This is a genomic window from Paraburkholderia strydomiana, assembly GCF_046030495.1.
GTDB classification, from domain to species: domain Bacteria; phylum Pseudomonadota; class Gammaproteobacteria; order Burkholderiales; family Burkholderiaceae; genus Paraburkholderia; species Paraburkholderia strydomiana_A.
The window spans coordinates 90,002-113,721 of sequence record NZ_JAQQCJ010000003.1; the positions used below are offsets into that span (position 1 = coordinate 90,002).

Annotated in this window: 24 protein-coding genes; 14 read left to right on the plus strand and 10 right to left on the minus strand. The window is 63.5% G+C overall.

The features are described 5' to 3' along the window. The first annotated feature begins 12 nt into the window (after positions 1–12). The 3 genes from PQQ53_RS05655 to PQQ53_RS05665 are packed head-to-tail and all read left to right on the plus strand — an operon-like array spanning position 13 to position 6,111. Positions 13–1,221: an efflux RND transporter periplasmic adaptor subunit gene (locus PQQ53_RS05655; protein ID WP_408152017.1), complete on the plus strand. Its 1,209-nt coding sequence runs from the start codon at positions 13–15 to the stop codon at positions 1,219–1,221. A gap of 56 nt (positions 1,222–1,277) precedes the next feature. Next, positions 1,278–4,463: an efflux RND transporter permease subunit gene (locus tag PQQ53_RS05660; protein WP_408152018.1), complete on the plus strand. Its 3,186-nt coding sequence runs from the start codon at positions 1,278–1,280 to the stop codon at positions 4,461–4,463. Between the two features lie 13 nt (positions 4,464–4,476). Beyond that, on the plus strand, positions 4,477–6,111 hold the full coding sequence (locus tag PQQ53_RS05665; protein ID WP_408152019.1) for an efflux transporter outer membrane subunit: 1,635 nt from the start codon (positions 4,477–4,479) through the stop codon (positions 6,109–6,111). Between the two features lie 12 nt (positions 6,112–6,123). Here the strand turns inward: PQQ53_RS05665 and PQQ53_RS05670 are convergent, their stop codons facing one another. Then, positions 6,124–6,471: a hypothetical protein gene (locus tag PQQ53_RS05670; protein WP_408138971.1), complete on the minus strand. Its 348-nt coding sequence runs from the start codon at positions 6,469–6,471 to the stop codon at positions 6,124–6,126. Here PQQ53_RS05670 and PQQ53_RS05675 point away from each other — a divergent pair. The 6 genes from PQQ53_RS05675 (at position 6,470) to PQQ53_RS05700 (ending at position 13,384) form a co-directional block, all read left to right on the plus strand. Further along, on the plus strand, positions 6,470–7,324 hold the full coding sequence (locus PQQ53_RS05675) for a MetQ/NlpA family ABC transporter substrate-binding protein (protein ID WP_408323409.1): 855 nt from the start codon (positions 6,470–6,472) through the stop codon (positions 7,322–7,324). The genes PQQ53_RS05670 and PQQ53_RS05675 overlap by 2 nt on opposite strands. Positions 7,325–7,366: 42 nt before the next feature. Next, entirely contained in the window at positions 7,367–8,773 is a 1,407-nt protein-coding gene (locus tag PQQ53_RS05680; protein ID WP_408323410.1) for an LLM class flavin-dependent oxidoreductase, read from the plus strand. A gap of 13 nt (positions 8,774–8,786) precedes the next feature. Beyond that, entirely contained in the window at positions 8,787–9,950 is a 1,164-nt protein-coding gene (locus PQQ53_RS05685) for a methionine ABC transporter ATP-binding protein (protein WP_408323411.1), read from the plus strand. Continuing rightward, entirely contained in the window at positions 9,943–10,599 is a 657-nt protein-coding gene (locus PQQ53_RS05690) for a methionine ABC transporter permease (protein WP_408323412.1), read from the plus strand. The genes PQQ53_RS05685 and PQQ53_RS05690 overlap by 8 nt, the downstream gene beginning before the upstream one ends. A gap of 192 nt (positions 10,600–10,791) precedes the next feature. Beyond that, on the plus strand, positions 10,792–11,994 hold the full coding sequence (locus PQQ53_RS05695; RefSeq protein ID WP_408323413.1) for an acyl-CoA dehydrogenase family protein: 1,203 nt from the start codon (positions 10,792–10,794) through the stop codon (positions 11,992–11,994). 61 nt (positions 11,995–12,055) lie between these two features. Next, the gene (locus tag PQQ53_RS05700; protein ID WP_408139546.1) at positions 12,056–13,384 is read left to right on the plus strand and encodes an Nramp family divalent metal transporter; all 1,329 of its coding nucleotides are present in this window, start codon (positions 12,056–12,058) and stop codon (positions 13,382–13,384) included. 124 nt (positions 13,385–13,508) lie between these two features. Here the strand turns inward: PQQ53_RS05700 and flhC are convergent, their stop codons facing one another. The 7 genes from flhC to PQQ53_RS05735 form a co-directional block, all read right to left on the minus strand. Continuing rightward, on the minus strand, positions 13,509–14,078 hold the full coding sequence (gene flhC / locus PQQ53_RS05705) for a flagellar transcriptional regulator FlhC (protein WP_408138960.1): 570 nt from the start codon (positions 14,076–14,078) through the stop codon (positions 13,509–13,511). 14 nt (positions 14,079–14,092) lie between these two features. Continuing rightward, positions 14,093–14,413, minus strand: coding sequence for a flagellar transcriptional regulator FlhD (gene flhD, locus PQQ53_RS05710; RefSeq protein ID WP_042324711.1), 321 nt, complete (start codon positions 14,411–14,413; stop codon positions 14,093–14,095). 537 nt (positions 14,414–14,950) lie between these two features. Continuing rightward, entirely contained in the window at positions 14,951–16,174 is a 1,224-nt protein-coding gene (locus tag PQQ53_RS05715) for a YeeE/YedE family protein (protein ID WP_408323414.1), read from the minus strand. Positions 16,175–16,433: 259 nt separating this feature from the next. Next, entirely contained in the window at positions 16,434–16,970 is a 537-nt protein-coding gene (locus PQQ53_RS05720; RefSeq protein ID WP_408152024.1) for a GNAT family N-acetyltransferase, read from the minus strand. A gap of 102 nt (positions 16,971–17,072) precedes the next feature. Beyond that, the gene (locus PQQ53_RS05725; protein WP_408323415.1) at positions 17,073–17,933 is read right to left on the minus strand and encodes a helix-turn-helix domain-containing protein; all 861 of its coding nucleotides are present in this window, start codon (positions 17,931–17,933) and stop codon (positions 17,073–17,075) included. A gap of 461 nt (positions 17,934–18,394) precedes the next feature. Next, a complete protein-coding gene (locus tag PQQ53_RS05730; RefSeq protein ID WP_408138952.1) occupies positions 18,395–18,697 on the minus strand; it encodes an addiction module antidote protein in 303 nt (100 codons plus the stop codon). Beyond that, positions 18,694–18,999, minus strand: a complete 306-nt coding sequence (locus PQQ53_RS05735; RefSeq protein WP_408138950.1) for a type II toxin-antitoxin system RelE/ParE family toxin — start codon at positions 18,997–18,999, stop codon at positions 18,694–18,696. Before PQQ53_RS05735 ends, PQQ53_RS05730 begins: the two co-directional genes overlap by 4 nt. 384 nt (positions 19,000–19,383) lie before the next feature. On the opposite strand from PQQ53_RS05735, the gene PQQ53_RS05740 reads away from it, so the two are divergent. The 3 genes from PQQ53_RS05740 to PQQ53_RS05750 all read left to right on the plus strand — a co-directional run bounded on the left by PQQ53_RS05740 (position 19,384) and on the right by PQQ53_RS05750 (position 20,766). Further along, positions 19,384–19,752 carry a nuclear transport factor 2 family protein gene (locus tag PQQ53_RS05740; protein ID WP_408138948.1) on the plus strand — a complete coding sequence of 123 codons (369 nt, stop codon included), beginning with the start codon at positions 19,384–19,386 and terminating at the stop codon, positions 19,750–19,752. A 28-nt stretch (positions 19,753–19,780) separates the two neighbouring features. Continuing rightward, entirely contained in the window at positions 19,781–20,227 is a 447-nt protein-coding gene (locus PQQ53_RS05745; RefSeq protein ID WP_408323416.1) for a hypothetical protein, read from the plus strand. A 74-nt stretch (positions 20,228–20,301) separates the two neighbouring features. Next, positions 20,302–20,766 carry an RbsD/FucU family protein gene (locus PQQ53_RS05750; RefSeq protein WP_408323417.1) on the plus strand — a complete coding sequence of 155 codons (465 nt, stop codon included), beginning with the start codon at positions 20,302–20,304 and terminating at the stop codon, positions 20,764–20,766. 20 nt (positions 20,767–20,786) lie between these two features. Here PQQ53_RS05750 and PQQ53_RS05755 read toward each other — a convergent pair whose 3' ends face one another. Further along, positions 20,787–21,077, minus strand: coding sequence for a hypothetical protein (locus PQQ53_RS05755; RefSeq protein WP_408323418.1), 291 nt, complete (start codon positions 21,075–21,077; stop codon positions 20,787–20,789). Positions 21,078–21,157: 80 nt separating this feature from the next. Between PQQ53_RS05755 and PQQ53_RS05760 the strand changes: the two genes are divergently transcribed. Next, entirely contained in the window at positions 21,158–21,589 is a 432-nt protein-coding gene (locus tag PQQ53_RS05760) for a DoxX family protein (RefSeq protein ID WP_408138944.1), read from the plus strand. 66 nt (positions 21,590–21,655) lie between these two features. After that, positions 21,656–21,928, plus strand: a complete 273-nt coding sequence (locus PQQ53_RS05765) for a hypothetical protein (protein ID WP_408138942.1) — start codon at positions 21,656–21,658, stop codon at positions 21,926–21,928. A gap of 163 nt (positions 21,929–22,091) precedes the next feature. On the opposite strand, the gene PQQ53_RS05770 is transcribed toward PQQ53_RS05765, so the two are convergent. Next, positions 22,092–23,588, minus strand: coding sequence for an MFS transporter (locus tag PQQ53_RS05770; protein WP_408323535.1), 1,497 nt, complete (start codon positions 23,586–23,588; stop codon positions 22,092–22,094). Between the last annotated feature and the right edge of the window lie 132 nt (positions 23,589–23,720).

Sequence of the window (23,720 nt, forward strand, 5' to 3'; positions counted from 1 at the left end):
CGGGAGCTTCACATGACCATCCTTCCTCTTTCCCGCCGCCGCGTGGCGATTGCCGCGCTAGTCGTCATCGCCGTCGCCGGGCTCGGCACGTTCGGCGCGATCCGCGTCGATGCGAGTTCGCCCGCCGCGCCGACCATCGTGCCGGAAGTCGATGTCGCCACCGTGGTGCAAAAAACGATCACCGACTGGCAGAGCTATTCGGGCCGTCTCGAAGCGGTCGAAAAAGTGGACGTCCGTTCGCAGGTGCCGGGCACGATCGTCTCGGTCAACTTCAAGGACGGCGCGCTCGTGAAGAAAGGCGACACGCTGTTCGTGATCGATCCGCGCCCGTACGCCGCCGAAGTGGATCGCGCCGAGGCGCAGCTCGCGGCCGCGCAGGCGCGCACGGGCTACACGCAAAGCGACTGGGAGCGCGCGCAGCGCCTGATCGCCGACAACGCGATCGCCAAGCGCGACTATGACGAGAAGCAGAACGCCGCGCGCGAGGCGAGCGCGAATCTGAAGGCCGCGCAAGCCGCGCTCGAAACCGCACGCATCAACCTCGGCTATACGAAGATCGTGGCGCCGGTGGCGGGGCGCGTATCGCGCGCGGAAATCACGGTGGGCAACGTGGTGTCGGCGGGCGCGAGTTCGGCGCCGCTGACCACGCTGGTGTCGGTATCGCCAATCTACGCATCGTTCGACGCGGACGAACAAACCTACCTGCAATACCTGAGCCGCGCAAAAGACGGCAGCAAGGTGCCGGTGGAACTGGGTCTCGCGGATGAAAGCGGCTACTCGCGCAGCGGCACGATCGAATCGGTCGACAACCGGCTCGACACGTCGTCGGGCACGATCCGGGTGCGTGCACGTTTCGATAACCAGGACGGTGCATTGATTCCCGGTTTGTACGCACGCGTGAAGGTGGGCGGCAGCGCGCCGCACCCGGCGCTGCTGATCGACGATGCGGCGGTCGGCACGGATCAGGACAAGAAGTTCGTGCTGGTGGTCGATCAGGGCAATCACGTGGTGTACCGCGAAGTCGCGGTGGGCGGCATGCAGGGCAACCTGCGCGTCGTCAAGGACGGACTGAAGGGCGGCGACCGCATCGTCGTCAATGGTATTCAGCGCGTGCGGCCGGGTGACTCGGTGCGTGCGCACATGGTGCCGATGACGACCGACCAGGATCCGAACAGCGCGCCGCTCGCGCAAACGCGTGCGAAAGCGGACAAGAATTCGTGAGCCCCGTGCGCCGCGGCACGCTAGCGCGGCGCATGCTCCAACGTTAAGAGCTTCCCATGAACATATCCAAATTCTTCATTGATCGACCGATCTTTGCCGGGGTGCTATCGGTATTGATCCTGCTGGGGGGCATCATTTCGCTCTTCAAGCTGCCCATTTCGGAGTATCCGGAAGTGGTACCGCCGTCGGTGGTGGTGCACGCGCAGTATCCGGGCGCGAATCCGAAGGTGATCGCCGAGGCGGTGGCTTCGCCGCTCGAAGAACAGATCAACGGTGTCGAGAACATGCTGTACATGCAGTCGCAGGCGAATAGCGACGGCAATCTGACGCTCACGGTCACGTTCAAGCTCGGCACCAATCCGGACCTCGCGACGCAGCTGGTGCAGAACCGCGTCAACCAGGCGCTGCCGCGCCTGCCGGAAGACGTGCAACGGCTTGGCGTGACGACCATCAAGAGTTCGCCGACGCTGACGATGGTGGTCCACCTGATCTCGCCGAACAACCGCTACGACATGACGTATCTGCGCAATTACGCGCTGCTGAACGTCAAGGATCGGCTCGCGCGGATTCAGGGCGTCGGCGAAGTGCAGTTGTGGGGTTCGGGCGACTACGCGATGCGTGTGTGGCTCGATCCGCAGAAAGTCGCGCAACGTGGGTTGACGGCGACCGAAGTGGTCAACGCGATTCGTGAGCAGAACATTCAGGTGGCGGCCGGTGTGATCGGCGCATCGCCTTCGGTGCCGGGCACGCAATTGCAGTTGTCGGTGAATGCGCGCGGCCGTTTGAAGACCGAGGGCGAATTCGGCGACATCATCGTGAAGACCGCGCCGGATGGCGGCGTGACCTATCTGCGCGATATCGCGCGCGTCGAACTCGCGGCGTCGGAATACGGTCTGCGTTCGCTGCTCGACAACAAGCCGGCGGTCGCGCTCGCCATCAACCAGGCGCCGGGTGCGAACTCGCTCGCGATTTCCGAACAGGTTCGTGCGGCGATGAAAGAACTCGCCGAAGACATGCCTGCCGGCGTCGAATACCGGATCGTCTACGACCCGACACAGTTCGTGCGCTCGAGTATCGAGGCCGTGGTGCATACGCTGCTCGAAGCGATTGCTCTGGTGGTGATCGTCGTGATCGTGTTCCTGCAGACGTGGCGCGCGTCGATCATTCCGTTGATCGCGGTGCCGGTGTCGATTGTCGGGACTTTTTCGCTGCTGCTCGCCTTCGGCTTCTCGATCAATGCGTTGTCATTGTTCGGTATGGTGCTCGCCATCGGGATCGTGGTGGACGATGCGATCGTGGTGGTGGAGAACGTCGAGCGAAACATCGAAAATGGGCTGAGTGCACGCGATGCGACGTATAAGGCGATGCGCGAGGTGAGCGGGCCGATCATCGCGATTGCGTTGACGCTGGTCGCCGTGTTCGTGCCGCTCGCCTTCATGACGGGTCTCACGGGTCAGTTCTACAAGCAGTTCGCGATGACCATCGCAATCTCGACGGTGATCTCGGCGTTCAATTCGCTGACCCTGTCGCCGGCGTTGTCCGCACTGCTGTTGCGCAGCCATGGCGAGAAAGAAGACTTCCTGACGCGGGCGATGAACCGTGTACTCGGCGGCTTCTTCAAGCGTTTCAACAAGGTCTTCCATCGCGGTTCGGAAGCGTATGGCCGGGGCGTGACGGGTGTGCTCCGCCGCAAGGGTGCCATGCTCGCGGTGTACGCGATCCTGCTGGGCGCAACCGTGCTCATCTCGCGCGTGGTGCCGGGCGGTTTCGTGCCGGCGCAGGACAAGGAGTATCTGATCGCGTTCGCGCAGTTGCCGAACGGTGCGTCGCTCGATCGCACGGAGAAAGTGATTCGCGATATGAGCGCCATTGCGCTGAAGCAGCCTGGCGTGGAAAGCGCGGTGGCTTTCCCCGGTTTGTCGGTGAATGGCTTTACCAATAGTTCGAGCGCGGGCATCGTGTTCGTGACGCTCAAGCCATTCAAGGAGCGTGGCAACAAGAAGCTCTCCGCCGGTGCGATTGCCGGTGCGTTGAACCAGCAGTACGCCGCGATCAAGGATTCGTTCGTTGCGGTGTTTCCGCCGCCGCCGGTGCTCGGTCTCGGCACGCTCGGCGGCTTCAAGATGCAACTGGAGGATCACGGCGCAGTCGGTTATGCGGAGTTGAACAAGGCGGCGGAAGCGTTCGTGAAGCGCGCGGCGCAAGCGCCAGAACTCGGCCCGACCTTCTCGAGCTATCAGATCAACGTGCCGCAACTGAACGTCGACCTGGATCGCGTGAAGGCCAAGCAACTCGGCGTGCCGGTCACGGACGTGTTCAACACGATGCAGATCTATCTTGGCTCGCTGTATGTGAACGACTTCAACCGTTTCGGCCGCGTGTATCAGGTGCGGGTGCAGGCGGATGCGCCGTTCCGTCAACGTGCCGACGACATCCTGCAACTGAAGACGCGCAATGCGGCTGGCGACATGGTGCCGTTGTCGTCGCTGGTGACGGTGACGCCGACCTATGGTCCGGAAATGGTGGTGCGTTACAACGGCTACACGGCGGCCGACATCAACGGCGGACCCGCGCCCGGCTTCTCGTCGGGGCAGGCGCAAGCCGCGGCCGAGCGCGTGGCGGCCGAAGTGCTGCCGCACGGCGTGAAGCTGGAATGGACCGACCTCACGTATCAGCAGATTCTTGCTGGCAATGCAGGTATGTGGGTGTTCCCGATCAGCGTGCTGCTCGTGTTCCTCGTGCTCGCGGCGCTATATGAAAGTTTGACGTTGCCGCTCGCCGTGATCCTGATCGTGCCGATGAGCGTGCTGTCCGCGCTGACCGGTGTATGGCTCACCGGCGGGGACAACAACATTTTCACGCAGATCGGTTTGATGGTGCTGGTGGGGTTATCGGCGAAGAACGCGATTCTGATCGTCGAGTTTGCTCGCGAACTCGAACATGACGGACACACGCCGCTGTCGGCGGCGATCGAGGCGAGCCGCCTGCGTCTGCGGCCGATTCTGATGACGTCGATCGCATTCATCATGGGTGTGGTGCCGCTGGTGCTGTCGAGCGGAGCCGGTTCGGAGATGCGTCATGCGATGGGTATCGCCGTGTTCTTCGGCATGCTCGGCGTCACGCTGTTCGGTCTGATGCTGACCCCTGTGTTCTATGTGGTGCTGCGTACGCTGGCAGGCGGGACGATTCACGTCGCGCAGAAGGATTCGCCGCACTATGGCGCGCCGGTGACGGACGCGTGAGGAGAAAACAATAATGAAACGCTTTGAATCTGGACCGCACTCGCGCTTTGACACGTTGGGCGGGTGGGGCCGAGCGGCGGTCAGCGGTTTGCTGGTTGCGCTGCTCGCCGCCTGCTCGGTGGAACCGACGTATAAGCGGCCGGACGTGGATACGCCGGTCGCGTTCAAGGAAGCGCCTGCTGCGGCGTCGGCAACTTCCGCTGCGTCCGCGCCTTCCGCGCAGGACGTCGGCACATGGAAGCAGGCTCAGCCCGCCGACGACGCGCATCGCGGCGAATGGTGGACGATTTTCGGCGACCCGCAATTGAATGCGCTCGAAGAGCAGGCGGCTGCCGCGAATCAGGATCTGAAGGCAGCGGCGGCGCGTGTCCAGCAGGCGCGCGCGGTGACGCGGGCAGCGAAATCGGACTGGTTTCCGAAGATCGATGCGGGCTTCGGTCCGACGCGTGAGCGTGCATCGGCGGCCTCGCAATTCCAGCCGGACAGCGCGGGCGGCACGACGGGCACGATCTGGCGCGCGCAGGTGGGCGCGTCGTACGAAGCGGATCTGTTCGGGCGTGTCGGCTCGAACGTGAACGCGTCGCGTGCGGACGAGCAGCAGAGCGAAGCGCTGTTCCGTTCGGTGCAACTGTCGTTGCAGGCCGATGTCGCGCAGAACTACTTCCAGTTGCGCGAGCTCGATAAGGATCAGGAGCTGTACCGCCGCACCGTCGCGTTGCGTGAGGACACGCTGAAGCTGGTCGAACGTCGTTTCAAGGAAGGCGATATCGGCGAGCTGGATGTGTCTCGCTCGCGCAACGAACTCGCGAGCGCGCGTGCCGATGCGGTCGGCGTCGCGCGTCAGCGTGCGGCGTCCGAGCACAGCCTTGCGATTTTGCTCGGCAAGCCGCCGGCGGACTTTTCGTTCGCGGAAGCGCCGCTCGCGCCGGTGACGGCGCGCGTGCCGGCCGGTTTGCCTTCGGCGTTGCTTGAACGGCGGCCGGATATTTCGGCGGCGGAACGGGCGATGCAGGCGGCGAATGCGCGCGTGGGGCTAGCGAAGTCCGCGTTCTTCCCGAAGCTCGATATCACCGGCGCGGCTGGTTTTGAATCGGCGACGCTCGGCGATCTGTTCATGTGGTCGAGCCGCGCGTTCATTCTCGGTCCGCTGGCGGGTACCGCATTGACGCTGCCGCTGTTCGACGGTGGCCGTCGCAAGGCGAATCTCGCGCAAGCGCGCTCGAAGTATGACGAGGATGTCGCGCAGTATCGTCAGCAGGTGCTGGTGGCGTTCCGTGAGGTCGAGGACAACCTTGCCGATCTGCGTCTGCTCGACGACCAGATGCGTGAGCAGAACGACGCGGTGCAGGCCTCGCAGCGGGCGGCGCATCTGTCGCGCACACAGTACACGGAGGGTGCGGTCAGTTATCTGGATGTGATCGACGGTGAGCGGCAGGTGCTGATTTCGCAGTTGCAGGCGAGCCATCTGTCGGGCACGCAGGCGGTAGCGACGGTGAATCTGATTCGCGCGCTGGGCGGCGGTTGGGGAGAGGTGACTGCGCAGGATACCGCGGTTGGGGCGGTTGCGCCGGCTGCGGGTTCTGATGCGGCGTCGCCTTTGGCATCGGCTTCGACCTCAGCCTTGCCGCAACAGGTGGCAAAGCGCTAACTGATTGACTCTTCAGCACCGCAACGTAACAAACGCCGGGTCGCGCAACAGCGCGACCCGGCGTTTTTTCATCCAAATCGTTTTTATCGATTTCCTTTCGAAAATCCGTTCGTAGACCGCCGGATGGCTGCCCTCTATGATGATTCGCACCTCATCAGGAGAGAGGCGATGACCTGTCCGACCTTCCGCTGTCCGCGCTGATCGCCCCGCGCGTTTGACCGCCGCCACGCGGCGCTCAAGCCATACGTTGCACCTTTCCGCTGCCCGATGTTTGCCGGCCTGTCTGAGCGCGCCTCTGCGCAGGCCGTTGGATCGGCTCGTCCCGAGATAACACCACGCCCAATTCTGCGAGTTCATCATGAGCATTTTCCTGTCCACCGTGCGGCGCTTTTTACGCGCTTCCCACACGTCGATTCTCACGCTGACCGGTGCATTGACATTCGCTTCCGTGCTCGCACTGCCAGCCTCACTAGCGTTTGCCGCCGATGCGCCGACGCTCAAAATCGGCACCTCCACGAGTCCCCAGATCGAGGCGCTCAAGATCGCCGTGCGCGAGGCGAAGGAGCAGGGGCTCGACGTGAAGCTCATTGAGTTCACCGATTGGAACACGCCGAACGCGGCGCTCGCGAACAAGGACATCGACGTCAACTACTTTCAGCACATTCCCTTTCTCGAGAACGCGAAAAAACAGGGCGGCTATAACTTCGTCGCGATTGCGCCGGGCACGATCATGAAGATCGGCCTGTATTCGAAGAAGATCAAACGGTTCGACGAGTTGAAGGACGGCGCGACGGTGGCGATCGCCAACGATCCGGTGAATGGTGGGCGTGGTCTGTTGCTACTGCAACGCGCCGGCCTCATCAAGCTGAAACCGGGCATCGACTATCGCGCGACGACGCTCGACATCGTCGAGAATCCGAAGCACCTGAAAATCGTCCAGCTCGAAGCGTCGCAACTCGCGCGTTCGCTCGACGACGTCGATCTCGCGCAGGGCTACCCGAGCTTCATCAAGCTTGCGGGCACTACCGACCCGAATAGCGCATTGCTGTTCGACGGCCTCGAAAACAAGAACTACGCGATCCAGTGGGTCGTGCGTCCGGAAAGTGCGAACGATCCGCGCATCCGCAAGTTCATCTCGATCTACCAGCATTCGCCGGCCGTGCGCGCCGCGCTCGACAAAGCGTTCGGCAACCTCTATGCCGTCGCGTGGTAAGCATTGTGCGCAGCCGTAGCTGAAAACGACAGGAGCCGTACGATGGCGAAAAAGAAGATTCTGCTGAACGCGTTCAACATGAATGCCGTCGGCCATATCAATCATGGATTGTGGACGCATCCGCGCGATCGTTCGGCGCATTACACGGACCTCGACTATTGGACGAGTCTCGCGCAAACGCTGGAGCGCGGCAAATTCGACGGGATCTTTCTCGCTGATATCGTCGGTGTGTACGACGTTTATCAGGGCGGACCCGATACGCCGTTGCGCGAGTCGGTGCAGATTCCGATCAACGATCCGTCGCTGATCGTGCCGGCGATGGCGCACGTGACGAAACATATCGGCTTCGGCGTCACGTCGAATCTGACCTACGAGCCGCCGTATCTGTTCGCGCGGCGCATGTCGACGCTCGATCATCTGACCAAAGGACGCGTGGGCTGGAACATCGTCACGGGCTATCTGGATAGCGCTGCGCGCGGCATGGGCCTCGCGCAGCAGCTCAATCACGACGACCGCTACGACCGCGCCGAAGACTACATGGACGTGGTCTACAAGCTCTGGGAGCAGAGCTGGGAAGACGATGCGGTGGTGCGCGACCGCGCGGCGCGCATCTTCTCGCATCCGGACAAGGTACACCGCGTGAAGCACGACGGCCCGTACTATTCGATCGACGCGATTCATCTGAGCGAGCCGTCGCCGCAGCGTACGCCCGTGCTGTATCAGGCGGGCTCGTCGAGCCGGGGCGTGGAATTCGCGGCGCGTCACGCCGAATGTGTGTTCGTCAGCGGACAGAACAAACAGTTGACGCGCTCGATCGTCGACGACATCCGCTCGCGTGCGGTGAGTTTCGGGCGCGCGCCGGACGACATCAAAATCTTTGCGGGCATTACCGTTGTAGTCGGCGAAACAGAACGCGCGGCGCAGGAAAAATTCGCCGAGTACCGGCGTTATGCGAGTGCCGAAGGCGGCATCGCGCATTTCTCGAGTTCGACTGGTATCGATTTCTCGCAGTACGAACTGGATGAGCCGATCTCCTATGTGAAGACAGAGTCGATGCAATCGGCCATTGAAGCGATTTCGAAGAAGAGCGTGAACGGCGTGTGGACCAAGCGCAAGGTACTCGAACAGATGACGCTCGGTGGCCGCGCGAAGCCGGTGGTCGGCTCGCCGCAACAGATCGCGGACGAACTGGTGTCGTGGATCGACGAAGCCGGTGTCGACGGTTTCAATCTGACACGCACGGTGATGCCCGAATCGTTCGAAGACTTCGTGAATTGGGTGGTACCGGAGTTGCAGAATCGCGGCGTCTACAAGGAGGATTACGACCCCGCGCCCACGCTGCGCGAGAAGCTGTTCGGCGGCGGCCGTGCGCGGCTGCCCGAGGTGCATGCCGGTGCGCGGCATCGGCGGCAAGCACAGGTTACCTTGAAAGCCGTCGTGCAAGCGTGACAGGAGCGAAGCAATGGCGAATCTTTTCGACGTGACGCAATTCATTGAAGACGCGCCGTCCCTCGCGATGAAGCCGGGGCCGGACGACGGCGCGGCGACGCAAGCCGCCGTGGTGTTCGACGACGTGGGCAAGGTGTTCGCCAGCGCACGCGGCGAGCCGACGACGGCACTTGCGAACGTCTCGTTGCAGGTGACGCGTGGTGAGGTGTTCGGCATGATCGGCCGCAGCGGTGCGGGCAAGTCGACCTTGCTGCGGCTCGTCAACGGCCTGGAAAAGCCGAGTTCCGGCGCGGTGCGTGTGAACGGCGTGAGCGTGGGCGAACTCGACGAGCGCGGGTTGGTGACGTTGCGCCGACGCATCGGCATGGTGTTTCAGCATTTCAATCTGCTCTCCGCGAAAACCGTGCGGGAGAACATCGCGTTGCCGCTGAAAATCGCCGGTGTGCCGAAAGCGGCGATCGATAAAAAGGTCGATGCGCTGCTCGAACTGGTGGGTTTGTCAGCCAAGCGTGACGCGTATCCGGCGAGCCTGTCCGGCGGCCAGAAACAGCGGGTCGGCATTGCCCGCGCGCTGGTCACCGACCCGGACATTCTGCTCTGCGACGAAGCCACGTCCGCACTCGACCCTGAAACCACTCAGGCCATTCTCGCGTTGCTGCGCGATATCAATCGGCGGCTGAATCTGACCATCGTTCTGATCACGCATGAAATGGAAGTGATTCGCGAGGTTTGTGACACCGTTGCGGTGATCGAGCGCGGTGAGGTTGTCGAACACGGCCCGGTGTGGCGCGTATTCGGCGATCCGCAGCATGACGCGACGCGTGCGCTGCTTCGTACGCTGGTGCACGACCTGCCCGCGGACCTGGCCGAGCGCGTCAAGCCCGTGCGCGATCTCGCGCAAGACGACGCGCGCATTCTGCTGGACGTGCGCTTCACCGGCGCCGATGCACACGAGCCGGATCTCGGCGCGCTAGCGGCGGCATTGAGCTTCGATGGCGGGCAAGTGAATTTCGTCCACGGCGGGATCGACCGGATTCAGGGGCGTGCGCAAGGGCGTCTGGTGGTATCGGCGCAAGTGAGGGCGGATGCGGACAGACCCGCGCAAATACAGGTCGCCACGCTGCTCGAGCGGGCGCGCCGCTACGCCAACCATGTCGAGGTGCTCGGCTATGTCTGATCTCTGGCTCTCCGAACTGGCCGGCGCGATTCGCGACACCATCGTGATGGTGGGTGCGTCCGCGTTCATTGCCGCGCTGGTGGGCATTCCGCTCGCATTGGTGCTGGTCGGCACGACGCGCGGCGGCATCTGCGAAAAGCGCGCGGTCAATAGTGTGCTCGGTGCGCTCGTCAACGCGTTTCGCTCCACGCCGTTCATCATTCTGCTGGTGGCGCTGTTGCCGCTCACGCGTGTTCTCATCGGCACGACGATCGGCGTATGGGCGGCGATCGTGCCGCTCAGCATTGCGGCGATTCCGTTCTTTGCCCGCATCGCCGAAGTGAGCCTGAGGGAGGTGGATCGTGGGTTGATCGAAGCCGCGCAGGCGATGGGCGCGCAACGCCGGCACATCGTCTGGCATGTGCTGCTGCCCGAGGCGTTGCCGGGCATTCTCGGCGGCTTCACGATTACCGTGGTGGCGATGATCGGCTCTTCGGCGATGGCGGGCGCGGTCGGGGCGGGCGGCCTCGGCGATCTGGCGATCCGTTACGGCTATCAGCGTTTCGACACGACCGTGATGGTCACGGTGATCGTGCTGCTGATCGTGATCGTGACGGCGGTTCAGTTCGTCGGCGACCGTTTCGTGCGGCGGCTCGCGCAACGAACGTAACAGTCGCAGTCCGTAATATGATTGGCCGATAGGTGCGTGCATACCGGCTATCGCGTGCCGGCATCGCTGCCTGTCATGCTGGCTGACGCAGCAGGCGCCGACGCGGTGCCCGCATGTGTGTCCGTCGAGCAGATCAAAATTGTGTGAGACGCGACTGTTGCCGCTTACCCAACTTTTTCACATGGACATTGCATGAACGAACCTCGTCATGCCGACGCATTGCAAACGCGTCAGGCATCGGCCGCACCGGTAGCGCGCGATCTTGCCGGTCTGCTCGACGCGTTGCGTGCGAGCGCGGCGCAGCGCGATCGCGAAGGCGGCCACGCCGCGCAGGAAAAGCAATGGATCGCCGACGCGGGTCTGCTCACGCTCGCGGTGCCGCGTGAATTCGGCGGCCCCGGCGCGCGTTGGCCCGATATCTACGACACGATCCGGCAGATCGCGCGGGTCGACAGTGCGCTCGCGCATCTGCTGGGCTTCACCTGCCTGCAGGTGGTGAGCGTCAATGTCTGGGGCAATCCGGAGCAGCGCACGCGCTATCTGAACGGCACGGTCGAACATCGCTGGTGGTGGGGCAATGCGGTGAATCCTCTCGACACGCGGCTAGTCGCAACGGCAACAGGCGACGGCGGCTATCGGCTCGATGGACAGAAGGGTTTTTGCTCCGGCACGCGCGGCTCGCAGATGATGACGGTCTCCGCACACGATCCGGTCAGCGGCAAGCCGGTGTTCGCAGTCGTGCCGACCGGGCGCGAGGGCATCACCGTCCACGAAGACTGGAACCCGATTGGCCAGCGGCAGACCGATAGCGGCAGCGTGTCGTTCGCGCGGGTGCGGGTCGAGCCGCATGAAGTGCTCGAGCGCGCCGACACGCCGTACGCGAGTTTGCGCACGCTGATTTCGCAGCAGGTGTTGACCAATCTGTTCGTGGGCATCGCGCAGGGCGCGCTCGACGAAGCCCGCGCGTACGTCACCCAGCACGGCAGGCCGTGGATCACCTCAGGCGTCGACAAGGCCACCGACGATCCCTATCTGATCCAGCGCTTCGGCGAGATGCGCCTGCAGGCGGTGAGTGCCGAGGCGTTGGCCACGCGCGCCGCCTACGCACTCGACGACGCCTGGCGGCAAGGCCCGTCGTTGTCCGCCGAAGCCCGCGCGCAAGTCGCGCTCGCAACGTCGGAGGCGAAGATCGTCGCGCATCGCGCCGCGCTCGACGTCAGCGAAACACTGTTCGACGCCTGCGGCGCGCGCGCCGCGCATGCGCCGCTCGCGCTCGACCGTTTCTGGCGCAACGCCCGCGTGCATACATTGCATGATCCGCTCGACTATCGCGTGCGCGACGTCGGCCGCTATGCACTGAGCGGGACATTGCCCGAGGTTTCTTTGTACACTTGAGGCGGTTCGCGGCGGCTTCTCACGAGGCGCCGTGGTTGATTCCCTTCAAGAGATCTCCGGCTTGCTGTTCAAACTACCGACCACCGCTACGGCGCCGTTTTGCCCATCCGAGGTGCAAGGCTCGGTTGCCGTCTCGCAAGGCGCGCCCTTCTGGAAGAAGATCCTGCAATTCGCAGGCCCCGGCCTGCTGGTTTCGATCGGCTATATGGACCCGGGCAACTGGGCCACCGCGATCGAAGCCGGCTCGCGCTATGGCTACAGCCTGCTGTTCGTCGTGCTTCTGTCGAGCCTCGCGGCGATGGCGCTGCAATGTCTGAGCATGCGCTTAGGCATCGCCACCGGGCGCGACCTCGCGCAATTGTCCGCCGCGCGTTATTCGCCCACGGTCGTGCGAGTGCAGTGGCTGCTTGCGGAACTGTCGATCGTGGCCTGCGATCTCGCCGAAGTGCTCGGCGGCGCGCTCGCGTTCCATTTGCTCTTCAATTGCTCGCTGACTACCGGCGTGCTGCTGACCGCGTTCGACACGCTGATCGTGCTCGGCCTGAAGGGCAAGAACTTCCGCGATCTCGAAGCGATCATGCTCGGCCTGATCGCGACGATCGGCGTGGGCTACATCATCGAGCTCGCGCTGGTGCAGCCGCATTGGCCGTCGGTCGCGCAAGGACTGATTCCGTCGTGGCAGGCGCTCAATTCGCGCGAGCCGATGTATCTGGCGATCGGCATTCTCGGCGCGACGGTGATGCCGCACAACCTGTATCTGCATTCGTCGATCGTGCAAACGCGTGCGGTGAAGCGCGATTCGGCAGGCATCCGCTCGGCGATCAGCATGTCGCGAATCGACACCATCGCGTCGCTGCTGCTCGCGTTGCTGATCAATATGGCAATCCTGATTCTTGCCGCCGCGGCGTTTCATGCGACCGGCCACACCGAGGTGACGCAGATCGAAGATGCTTACCGGCTGCTCGCGCCGATCGTCGGCACCGGCTTTGCGGCCGTGCTGTTCGCCATCACGCTGCTTGCGTCGGGGCAAAGCTCCACGTTCACCGGCACGGTGGCGGGGCAGGTCATCATGGAAGGCTTCCTGAAGCTGAAGATTCCGTGCTGGCAGCGGCGGTTCATCACGCGTGCGCTGGCATTGATTCCCGCGTTGATCGGCGTGCAGATGCTGGGCAACGGCGCGGTCGGCCAATTGCTGGTCGCAAGCCAGGTCGTGCTGAGCCTGCAACTGCCGTTCGCGCTCTATCCGCTGATTCGCATGACCAACGACCGCGCGTTGATGGGCGAGTTCGCCAACCGGCTGCCGACCCGGCTTCTCGCGTGGTTGCTGTTCGGCGCGATCAGTGCTGCGAACCTTTGGCTCGTCGTGCAGACGGTGGGATTGGCCGGCTGATTCACCAACGTGACAGGCGTCGATGGGCGCCGTGATGGCAAAAAAAATCCGCACACTGTGCGGATTTTTTTTCAAGGCTTCGGTTCGAGTCGGGCCGGACCAGCCCTCGTCGAGTCACTTCGAATCAGGCGGCTTGCGCGACCTGCGCCGCTTCGAGCGCTTCCTGGCGAGCGGCTGCGGCTTTCTTCGTCTTGCCGGCGCGCGACGGCGGCTGGCAAGCGCCGCACACCACGTTGTGCTGCAGATCGTGCTTGTGCGCGACGAACTTGCCGGTGCAACGGCAGCACTTGGTCAACTGCAGGATCTCGGCGTCGAAGAAACGCACCAACGTCCATGCGCGCGTCAAGTCGAGCACCGGCTCGGTCTCGCTGTGCTGGCAATGTTCCAGATACAGCCGATACCCTTTGGTCAGGGCATCCAGATGCGAGCAACGCGCTTCCTTCTTCAGGAACAGGTACGTGTTGTAGAACAGCGACGCGTGAATGTTCGCGAGCCACGTCATATACCAGTCCGCCGAGAACGGCAGCATGCCCTTGGGCGGCGATACGCCCTTGACCTCGCGATACAGGCGGATCATGCGGTCGCGCGAGAGCGTCAATTCGCTTTCGAGCACCTGCATGCGGGCGCCGAGTTCGATCAGCGCGATCGCGCGGAATACTTCTTGTGCGTCTTCCGTCAGGCTACGCTTGAGCATCGCAGTCACCTCGATTAAGCAAACTGCTCGGCGGGCTGGCCTGCAAGCAGGATCGCCGCGTGAGTCGGTGCAACTGCTGCGTGCTTTGTCGTTTGCGTCAACGCCGACAACATCGAGTGGTCGTTGAAGCGGAAGAAGCACAGAAGCTGATCGGAAGAAGCCAGCTTGACGATCTGCGCGAGCGAGAGCCCCGCCAGCAAATCGGCCAGTTCCGACGACAGTCCCAGGCGGAACATACCGACCGGTTTGTCCTCGCGCAACATGCGTTGCGCAAGCATGATGTAAGACAAGTTGATCTCGCGGATTGAATCCAGCGTCTCGCTGCTACGGTCCATTTTCTCTGTTTCCGAAGCCCCGAATTACTATGTCGGCCTTCTTTTTTTTGGCCGTTATGTCATTTGTGCCTCGCCGGAAACGCAGCCCTCCGGCTACTGTCACCACCTGATACAGATGGCGACTTTTTGATACATCGCGTTACATTTCGTAACAGCTTGGGACGAATTGTATGAAGGGTAAAACAAGAAATCAATCCCTTCTAAAAAAAATATCTCAAAAAGATGCATCAATTTTCGGTAAGTTTTTCACGCTGCTGTAATCGACGATGCTTAGCGGATTTTTTTCGACCCGAGATTTCCCTCTAAACGACGAAACGCTTTGTAATACAGTGGGTTAGCTCGGTTGCCCGGGCGAGGAGCTGAAAGCCGGGGAGAGTCGGTAATTCTGCTTGAATAAAAAAGCAAGAAAGAAGCGAGCGCCAAGGCCGTGTAATAAATACCTAGCTTTGGCACTGCGTGGGGACACATCAAAGATGTAACTTGTTGGTGCGGCCCCGGTTACAACCGAAGCCGCGTTTGTAACGTTCTTTGTAACGTCTAGCAACCCGTCTGACGCACACGTTCCACTTCGAGGCCAAACGCCGGCCGCAGGCGTGTGCCGAGGACGTTGCCGGCGAACGCTGCGACGAGCCAGAGCCAGCCGTGCAGGCTGCCTGACACGATGCCGCTGAAGTACGCGCCGATGTTACAACCATAGGCAAGACGGGCGCCGTAGCCCAGCATCAGGCCGCCGACCACCGCCGCGAACAGCGAGCGCGCCGGCACTTTCCACACTGGCGCGTAACGGCCGGCGAGCGCCGCAGCCGTCATCGCGCCAAGGACGATGCCGAAGTCCATCACCGACGTGACGTCATGTGTAACCGGGGCAGCCAGCGAGCCCGCATTCGCGTGAGCGGCCCAATACGGCCAGCTGGCCACGTCGATGCCGAGCGCCGCGAAGATCTTGGCGCCCCACAGCGCGAACGCCGACGTCACGCCCCACGGACGGCCCGACAGCGCCAAGGTGGCGAAGTTGAGCAGAACCAGCGCGATCGCGCCGACGAACAGCGGCCACGGGCCATGCAGCCACGGCGACGCGTGAGGTTGACGGGACGGCTCATTGACTAGCCGGCCATGGCGGCGCCGCTCGACCAGCACAGTGAGCGACGCGATGGCCGCGAAAACGATCAGATTCAGCACGATGGCCCAGCCTGCGCCGAGGGTCGTCACCATCGAGAGCGGTTTGAGCGACGGCAGCGCGGTCCAGAACGGCATATGCGCGGTCGCAACGACCGAGCCGATGATAAACGCTGCCAGCGTGACGAGCATGCGGGTGCTGCCGCCGCCCACCGTATACAACGTGCCGGACGCGCAGCCGCCGCCCAACTGCATGCCAACGCCGAACATGAACGCGCCGACCACCACGGACGTGCCGGCCGGAGCGACGAGCCCGACCACCGGATGGCCGAACAGCGTGCCGGCGGCGAGCGCTGGGAAAAACAGCAATACGCCGAGGGCGAGCATCAGCATCTGGGCACGCAAACCGGCGCCGCGGCCATCGGCGATGAAGACCCGCCAGGCCGACGTAAAGCCGAACGCGGCGTGATAAAGCGACATCCCCAGCAGGGCGCCGACGATGTAGAGCGCCGCCTGGCGGCCACTGACGGTTTGCGCCAGATAGATCGCGCCGAGCGCGATGAGAACGAGTGCCGCGCCAAGCGGTTTCGGATTGATATCGAAACGGCGCGGCACGCGTGGGAGCAGAGTGGAGAGGTCGGACATGGTGAGTTGACTGACAAACGGCTGATCAAAGGCTGCCCGAAGGCGGGCGGGGAGACAATTTGAGGCGGGTGTGGCGGGGAAAGCCAATCGAAAACGATAGCATGGATCGCGCAAGGGATGGGCGGCTGGGTTGAGGTGCCGGGCGCGCAACCACTTGGAAGCTCACGCGCGAACGCCGGCACTCAGATGCTCGGCCCCGCGTCGGTACCGCCGGCGCGGATCTCGCCGGTAGGCCGTGCGTGCCGCGCGTCCACCTCCATCACATAAACCGCATCATCAGATCAGTGTCGTAAAAAACGCCATCGACATTCAGCCCCTCGACTTCCCGGCCGTACTGACGAAAGCCCACCGACTCATAGAGTTTGCGCGCCGCCCCGTTGCTGCTGTCGACCATCAACTGAAGTTGCCGCAAACCGTCGACGCGCTCCGCTCGTGCCAGCAATTCGTTGAGCAACGCGCGCCCGACGCCACGGCCTGTGGCTTCCGGCGCGACGTACATGCCGACGACGGCAGCTTTGTGCCGCTCCCTCGCGCGCGGGTTGCGCGCCAATCCGACCACACCTATCAGCGGCGTATCGGACGATAGAAAAGCGCCCAGCAGAAAGTCACCCTCGGCGGCGTGCAAGCCCTGCAAGCTCGCATCGTGCTGCGCCGCACCCTTCGCCAGCGCTTCCTCGTAACTCTGGCCGAACAATTCCGGATGCGCCTTCAGCCCGCGTAGACGAAGCTGGAAATAGGCGTCGCGATCGGCGGGTCCGAGTTGGCGTACGAGTATGGCGGCGTCGTTCAAGCGCATCTTCTTGTACCTCTATACGGGGGCTTGCGTGAGAATGGCCACGAGCTAAAAGGCCCGGACTGCGAGCCCGCTTCCCGATAGCGCGCAAGCGCTTTGGAAAGTCTATCGCTCAGCTTCCGCGCGTTGGCTTTCGGCAAACTCGCGCAATGCCGCGGCGGTTTGTTGATCGGCGGGAAAGAACGCCTCGATCGCAAGTTCCGATAGCGTGACGTCCACTGGCGTACCGAACACGGTGGTCGTGCTGAAAAACGACAGCACGCCGATCGGCGTGCGCAGCCGTAGTGGCACGGCGATCTGACTGACGGCGGTGTCGTCCTTATCAGCTGCATCCGCGCCCGGCGGCGCGGGATACGCGGCCAGCTCGTCGCGTAGCGCGCTCAAGGTCTCGTCGCCGCTCACGTCGATCTGACGTTGCAGCCGCGTCAGCACATGCTCCCGCCACGCATGCCAGTTGACGATGGACGCCGCGATACCGTCCGGATGCAAGCTCAGTCGCAGCGCGTTGACCGGCGGCTTGAGCAGTTCGGGACTGGCGCCGGCCAGCAGCGGCGCGAGCGCGTTGTTTGCCGCAACGATGGTCCAGTGCCTGTCGATCGCGAGCGCAGGGTAGGGCTCGTGGCCTTTGAGCACCAGCTCGACGGCCTCGCGCGCGGCAGCCAGTTGCGGATCGGACAACGCACGCTCGCGAAACAGCGGCGCATAACCCGCCGCGACCAGCAGCGCATTGCGTGCCCGCAGCGGCACGTCGAGACGTTCGGCAAGATGCATGACCATTTCCCGGCTAGGCACCGCGCGGCCCGATTCGACGAAGCTCAGATGCCGGGTCGAGATCTCGGCTTCAGTGGCGAGCAGCAACTGACTCATGCGGCGCCGCTGCCGCCATTCGCGCAGCAGGTCGCCGACCGTACGACCGGCCTTCGATGCGTGCGAAGGAACCGTTTGCGCAAGAGAAAGTGTGTTCATGCGATCGATGATAGCCAAAGCATCCGAGCAATCCATTACCTGACAGGTAATGCGGGAGTGCCGCGACCGACGTCCCGCCCAAGGCGCCCGGAATTCGTCCGGAATGGTATCCGGCTAGTTTAACTTCAACCTGTTCTCTACCGCGCGTGTGCCTACGCGTTTCCGTCATGGCGGGGGGCTTACTCAAGAACGTGCCGCGAACAGGGCGCCGCTCCCGGTCGGCGTCGCCGCTATCACTTGCGCGGGTGAAGATCCAGCAGTGCGAATCGTGATGCGTACCGCTTTCCACGGCGTGACGTCCGAATCGCAAGGCCTCTTCCCAGTCGTGGTGCTTCTCTGCGCGCTCACGCGTCGTGCGTCCCGTCCAGATGTTCTTGCCGCTGACTTTGACGACGTTCAGACCATATCAATCACTGAGTGTGGTTGCGGAATACGAGCTTGCACAAGATAGTCAGTGCGACTCAGGCGGGCGCCACGCCTTCGGGCACGGCGTTGAGCTTGACGCCGAGTGCGCGAAGTAGTTTGAACACCGTGTCCATACGCGGTTTGGAACCGGGCGCGAGCGTTTTGTAGAGGCTTTCGCGCCCGAGTCCGGCGTCAGCCGCAACCTTCGCTATGCCGCGCGCTTTTGCGATGTCGGCGATTGCCGCGAGAAGGAGGTCGGCGTCGCCTTCTTCGAGTGCTGCGTTCAGATACTCAGCGATCATTTCCTCGCTGTCGAGGTAGTGCGATGCGTCGAACCGTGCCGTTTTGATCTTGCTCATGATCGATCCTCTCTGATTGTTGTCCACATTGTTTTGGCATGCTTGATATCGGCCTGCTGCGTGGACTTGTTGCCACCGCAAAGCAGCAGATACACCATGCGCCCTTCACGCGCGTAGTAGACCCGGTAACCCGGACCGCAATCTATGCGCATCTCGAACACGCCTTCTTCCAGCAACCTCACGTCGCCGAAATTCCCTCGCTCCGCGCGCCGGACCCGCACGAGGATTTTCGCCCTTGCGCGTAGATCTGGGAGTTCCGCCAGCCAGGTGTCGAACACCTCGGTGCGGTTGACCGTGTACACAGGCGGTGTGCCGATCTGTTTGTGATTGTATCCCTGTGGATACGTCGATGCAAGTGAGAAAATCATATTGATAAAGCGGCTTGCCGCCGCACCCCGTTCGTTGCTTCACATGCTGCGCGCTGTCTCCGCGCGGCCCCCTTTTGCCACATGAGGTTAGCGGTCTGCTCGGCTCCTGACGATTCGGCCAGATGGCTAATCCGATGGACAAACACAGACGCAAGGCACCGTAAAAAGGCGGGTGTTCGCCCGTGCCGGTGCACCCGAATCCTTACCTCCCACGTAATCGACGCCGCGCTTGCGAGCGATCAATCTTCACTCCGAGCCCGCCGCATACGACGTGTCTGCCGAGCGTAGTGCTCAGTCATGCCCACAAGGAGTCTTGAGATGAATGCGCATACCGATCTGATCGACCGTTATTTCGACGTCTGGAACGAGACCGATGGCGCGCGCCGTCGCGAGTTGATCGCCGCGACATGGAGCGCCGAAGCCGACTATCGCGATCCGCTGCTCGCCGGCACGGGCCACGACGGCATCGACGCGATGATTCGCGCGGTGCATGAACGCTTCCCGCAGCACGTGTTTCGCCGCACGACCGAGGTCGACGGTTTTGCGAACCGGCTGCGCTTTTCGTGGGAACTGACCACGCCCGCAGGCGACGCGATCGTCAAGGGATCGGACTTCGGTGTAGTGGATGCGCACGGCCGTCTGCAGGCAGTCACCGGTTTCCTCGACGAGGCGCCCGGCGGCGCCTGAGCCGCGCATTTCTTCACGGAGACGAGTCATGCACGAGCCTTTCGCCCCAACGCCGGTTCAAACCCTCATCGCGTTCGCGCGCCTGTCGACGGCCGTCGACGCGTGGTCCAGCGCCATCGCCGGCTTCGCGCTGCTGGCCGGCGCGCGGGCGTTCATGTTCATCGCGTTGCTGGGCTGGCGCGAGCCGGTGTTGGGCGGCGCGGGGCTCGTGTTGCTCGCGCTGATCGGCTGGCTGCGGTGGCAGTGCGGCTGCACAGCCAGCGCCGCTCCGGATGCCGCGCGGCGTGGCGGCCTGCCGATGTGCAGCGTCGACAGGGAGGGCGGCGGCGCTCTCGTAGCGGTCGGCGGCGTCCAGCCGCGTTGCGCTGAGGCTCGCAACGTTGCTTGCTACAATCGATCGTCGCAATGCGATGTGTGCGATGCAACGCGCTGCAGCCGCACGACCGTCTTCGGGCAAGCCCGAACCCAGCGGTGAGCACGTGCGCGTCGCGCTACCCAACCCCGACGGCAAGCCCGTCGATCGGGGCAACCGGACAACAAGGAGACACCGTGCTGAAGAATCTCGACCCGCTGCTGAACGCCGATATCCTGCATGCGCTGCGCTCGATGGGCCATGGCGACGAACTCGTCATCTGCGACGCGAACTTCCCGGGCACGTCGGTTGCGCAGGGGACCGTGCTCGGCAAGTTGCTTCACCTCGACGGCGTAAGTTCGCCGCGTGCGATTCGCGCGGTGCTCTCGGTGATGCCGCTGGACACATTCATCGAGCAGCCCGCGTCGCGGATGGAGGTGGTGGGCGAGCCGCATACGATTCCGGCGGTGCAGCGCGAAGCCCAGGCCGAGGTCAATGCAGCGGAAGGGCGCGAGGTGCCGTTTGCCTCGATCGAACGCTTCGCTTTTTATGAGCGGGCGCGCAAGGCGTATTGCGTGATCGCGACCGGCGAGGAGCGGGGCTATGGTTGCTTCGTCTTCACGAAAGGCGTCCTGCTCGCGCCGGATGCACCCCGCTCGTGATTTGAGGCGCGATAGCGCCATCACGTGAAGCGGTAAGCCGCAAAGCGGAAGCTGCACGCTGCGGCGACGACCGCATGCGAACTTCCGCTCTGCTCGCAATTGCCGTGATCCTGACGGCAATCTGATTGAAGTCCCGACCTATCCGACGCCTGGCTGAAGCCTCGCCAAAGCTTGGCCAAAGCGACGACATGCGCATCCGGGATGCCTGTCAGCAGCGGCCGTTCGCGGCGCGCCCGGACGCCTTTTTCTTCTCCGCGACCCGGCGCGTGTCGCGCGGCGCAAGCTCGCCCGAGCTTGGAAAACGCGGCCATTGCACATATGCTCAGGTGCTAAGCGGGGAACTGCGGCTGGTCGGGCGGGTCTGCTGCTTATTCATTTACAGGAGTCCCTCATGTCGCGTCCCGTCGATTCCGGCGTTATTTTCATTGCACGTATCGCCCTTGCAGTGCTGTTTCTGTGGAGTGGTGTGATGAAACTGCTGGGTTATGCGGGCTTTGTCGGCTATCTGCATTCGAAGGGGGTGCCGTTCGTGCAGGTTGCCGCGCCGATCGCAACCGCAGTCGAAGTGCTCGGCGGTCTGCTGCTGATCATCGGCTTCAAGGTGCGCCCCCTTGCGCTGATCCTCGCCGTATACACGGTGGCCACCGCGGTGCTGGGCCACGATTTCTGGAATGTGGTCGATCCCGCCTTGCAGCGTGACATGGTGATTCATTTCTGGAAGAACATTGGCATCGCCGGCGGTTTCCTGCTGCTGTTCGTGACCGGCGCAGGGCGCATGAGCGTCGACGGCGCGCGCGCGCCGCGCGGCGGCCTGGGTCTCTGATGCCGCCCGTGGTTCGGTAGTCGGCGCCGCGGCTTTCGATTCTGGCTGTAATCAAGGGAGAACATAATGATTCAAACTTTCGAGCAAACCATTGCTGGCAAGGTCACGCAGTTGTGCGCGAGTCTCGGCGAAGGACCCACGCCGCATCGCGTGATCATTAGCCTTGCCGATTCGGCGAAGACCCTGGTGGTGCTGGATGCGTCCGGATTCATCAGCGCGATCAAGGCCGAAATCGAGGAGCCGGAGAAATTGATCGCCGACGCGATCACCAAGGCGCAAAGCGAAGGATTGATCGAGCGCGCGATCGATACCGGCGTGATTCAGGAGGCGACGCTGTAAGCACGGTGGTGGCGATGGGTGTTGCGTGACCCCCGGCGTTGCGCTGCGAGTTGTCCGTCACTATCCCCCGTCGTGCGCAAGCATCGCGGGGGTGTTTTTTGCACGAACAGGACGGCGAAGTTGACGGCCGCAAAAGAGCAGAACGGCTATCCGGCCCAGGCCTTCAACGGGATTCGCCGATTCGCGTCGAGTCCCGCTCTTGCGTCATCTCGCGCGAGCCCGCAGCCGCCGCATGCGGCTCGGGATCCACGAGGCAGCTCAACACGCCGCCCACCACCAGCAAGCCGACCGAGATCACGGTCGAAGCCTGCATCCCCGTGACGATCTGTGCCGCCGTCGTGCCGCTCGCCAGCGCGCCGAAGGCGGCCACGCCCACCGCGCCGCCCGTTTGCCGCGCCGTGTTCAACACGGCGGACGCCGTGCCCGCGCGTTGGGCGTCGGTCGACGCGAGCACGGCGGTGGTCATCGCCGGGACCGCGAGGCCCATGCCCGACGGAATCAGCAGGAACGGCAGCAGCAGACCAATGAGCGGGGTGGCGGCATCGACCCGATGCAGCAGGCCGTAGCCGAGCCCGGCGGTAATCGCCCCGAGGATCATCGGCACCCGCACGCCGAAGCGGCCGACCACCCAGCCGCTCGCCACGTTCGAGAGCAGAAAGCCGCCCGTCAACGGCAGAAACGCGAGCCCCGCCTGCAACGGCGTGTAGCCGCGCACGCGCTGCAGATAAAGACTCAGCACGAACACCATCCCGTAGTACGTCAGATTCACGCAGATGCCGAACAGCACGGCCGCGCTGAAAGTGCGCTTTCTGAACAGCGAAAGCGGCAGCATCGGCGCGGCGACGCGCGCTTGCACGGCGACGAACGCGCTCGCCGTGAGCAGTGCGACGACGAAGCCGCCTGCCACGAGCGGGTGACCGAGCCCCAGCGGCCGCCATTCGATCACCGCGGCGACGAAGGTGGTCAGCGCGACGATCGCAAGACACTGGCCGCCCAGATCGATTCCGCGCGGATTGACGTCGCCGTTTCTGCCGGCGTCGGCTGCAGGCGGGCTTCGGCGCCCAGCCTTGGGCCGCGGCACCCAGAGCAGGGTCGCCAGCAGACCGGCCGCGCACATCGGCAGATTGACGAGAAAGATGGCGCGCCAGCCGAATGCCGCGATCAGCAGACCGCCGACAACCGGTCCGGCCGCGATCGAGATCGCGCCCGCGGCGGTCCACAGGCCGACGGCGCGTGCCCTCAGTTTGGGATCGTGTCCATACGACTGATTGAGCAAGGCAAGCGAGTTCGGCAGCATCGCGGCGGCACCGATGCCCTGCAATGCGCGCGCGGCGACCAGCATCGTGGCATCGAGCGCGAGGCCGCAGGCGAGCGACGCGAGCGCGAACAGCACGATCCCGGCCGCGTACATGCGCCGGGCGCCGAAGCGGTCGCCGAGCGCGCCGGCCGACAGCATCAGCACCGCGAAGGCGAGCGTGTAGGCGTCGACGACCCATTGCAGGCCAGCGACGCTCGCGTGCAGGTCCGCGCCAATGCCTGGCAGCGCGATGTTGACGATGGTGACGTCGAGTTGCGTAACGACGAAACCGACGCTGACAGTCGCAAGAACGCGGCCGAGGGCGGGCGAAAGGGGGGAGGCTGGGGAGTTCATGCGGTACATCGTAGAGCCGATGCGGCGCACCATGCTTCGGGCTGGTGTGAAGTGTGGATGTTGGCCGGGGTGTGGTTGAGCGCGCAAGCCTGAAGCCCGGGAACCCTCAGTCGCAAACAACAACGGCGCTCCAAAGGAGCG

Excerpts from the sequence above, each read along its gene's own strand:
- PQQ53_RS05730 (WP_408138952.1), bottom strand. The coding sequence starts at position 18,697 with ATGAGCAAGATCAAAACGGCACGGTTCGACGCATCGCACTACCTCGAC.
- PQQ53_RS05715 (WP_408323414.1), bottom strand. The coding sequence starts at position 16,174 with ATGTCCGACCTCTCCACTCTGCTCCCACGCGTGCCGCGCCGTTTCGAT.
- PQQ53_RS05725 (WP_408323415.1), bottom strand. The coding sequence starts at position 17,933 with ATGAACACACTTTCTCTTGCGCAAACGGTTCCTTCGCACGCATCGAAG.
- PQQ53_RS05695 (WP_408323413.1), top strand. The coding sequence starts at position 10,792 with ATGAACGAACCTCGTCATGCCGACGCATTGCAAACGCGTCAGGCATCG.
- flhD (WP_042324711.1), bottom strand. The coding sequence starts at position 14,413 with ATGGACCGTAGCAGCGAGACGCTGGATTCAATCCGCGAGATCAACTTG.
- PQQ53_RS05670 (WP_408138971.1), bottom strand. The coding sequence starts at position 6,471 with ATGATGAACTCGCAGAATTGGGCGTGGTGTTATCTCGGGACGAGCCGA.
- PQQ53_RS05755 (WP_408323418.1), bottom strand. The coding sequence starts at position 21,077 with ATGGCCGCGTTTTCCAAGCTCGGGCGAGCTTGCGCCGCGCGACACGCG.
- PQQ53_RS05685 (WP_408323411.1), top strand. The coding sequence starts at position 8,787 with ATGGCGAATCTTTTCGACGTGACGCAATTCATTGAAGACGCGCCGTCC.
- PQQ53_RS05675 (WP_408323409.1), top strand. The coding sequence starts at position 6,470 with ATGAGCATTTTCCTGTCCACCGTGCGGCGCTTTTTACGCGCTTCCCAC.
- PQQ53_RS05765 (WP_408138942.1), top strand. The coding sequence starts at position 21,656 with ATGATTCAAACTTTCGAGCAAACCATTGCTGGCAAGGTCACGCAGTTG.
- PQQ53_RS05740 (WP_408138948.1), top strand. The coding sequence starts at position 19,384 with ATGAATGCGCATACCGATCTGATCGACCGTTATTTCGACGTCTGGAAC.
- PQQ53_RS05745 (WP_408323416.1), top strand. The coding sequence starts at position 19,781 with ATGCACGAGCCTTTCGCCCCAACGCCGGTTCAAACCCTCATCGCGTTC.
- flhC (WP_408138960.1), bottom strand. The coding sequence starts at position 14,078 with ATGCTCAAGCGTAGCCTGACGGAAGACGCACAAGAAGTATTCCGCGCG.
- PQQ53_RS05655 (WP_408152017.1), top strand. The coding sequence starts at position 13 with ATGACCATCCTTCCTCTTTCCCGCCGCCGCGTGGCGATTGCCGCGCTA.
- PQQ53_RS05720 (WP_408152024.1), bottom strand. The coding sequence starts at position 16,970 with ATGCGCTTGAACGACGCCGCCATACTCGTACGCCAACTCGGACCCGCC.
- PQQ53_RS05760 (WP_408138944.1), top strand. The coding sequence starts at position 21,158 with ATGTCGCGTCCCGTCGATTCCGGCGTTATTTTCATTGCACGTATCGCC.
- PQQ53_RS05660 (WP_408152018.1), top strand. The coding sequence starts at position 1,278 with ATGAACATATCCAAATTCTTCATTGATCGACCGATCTTTGCCGGGGTG.
- PQQ53_RS05770 (WP_408323535.1), bottom strand. The coding sequence starts at position 23,588 with ATGTACCGCATGAACTCCCCAGCCTCCCCCCTTTCGCCCGCCCTCGGC.
- PQQ53_RS05690 (WP_408323412.1), top strand. The coding sequence starts at position 9,943 with ATGTCTGATCTCTGGCTCTCCGAACTGGCCGGCGCGATTCGCGACACC.
- PQQ53_RS05665 (WP_408152019.1), top strand. The coding sequence starts at position 4,477 with ATGAAACGCTTTGAATCTGGACCGCACTCGCGCTTTGACACGTTGGGC.
- PQQ53_RS05680 (WP_408323410.1), top strand. The coding sequence starts at position 7,367 with ATGGCGAAAAAGAAGATTCTGCTGAACGCGTTCAACATGAATGCCGTC.